The organism is Psychrobacter sp. MES7-P7E, from assembly GCF_002863645.1.
Classification (GTDB): Bacteria; Pseudomonadota; Gammaproteobacteria; order Pseudomonadales; family Moraxellaceae; genus Psychrobacter.
This window is the reverse complement of sequence record NZ_PJBU01000058.1, coordinates 1-408: the sequence shown is the minus strand read 5'-3', so window position 1 is coordinate 408 and position 408 is coordinate 1. Positions and strand designations below refer to the sequence as shown.

1 protein-coding gene is annotated in these 408 nt (G+C 50.0%); it reads left to right on the top strand.

Annotated elements, in window-relative coordinates:
• Nucleotides 1–408 (top strand): Calx-beta domain-containing protein (locus CXF62_RS01490; protein WP_145990525.1); only part of this gene is annotated, 408 nt, incomplete at both ends.

Genomic DNA, 408 nt, shown 5'->3' with positions numbered 1-408 from the left:
AGCGACTTATACAGTCAGCATCAGCAACCCAAGTACCGAAGATACCGTTGTTACTGTCACGATTAGTGATGGCAGCACTGAAGGCTCAGCTGACTACACCGCACCTGTCACACAAAACGTGACGATTCCAGCGGGTCAAACCTCCGTTGACATCACCGTACCGATTGTGAACGACAATGTATTTGAAGGTCCAGAGGACTTTAACGTCGCAGTCACAGCAGTCACAGCCGGTACCGCGACCATCGGTACCAACAACAGCGTCACCACCACTATTTATGATGATGGCACCACTAACGGCACTGATCCTGTAGATCCTACTGATCCTACGGCAGGTGATGACACCCCAATAGTAAGCATCACTGGTACAGCAAGTCTGAATGAAATGGCTGCTGACGGTACTCCTAATGA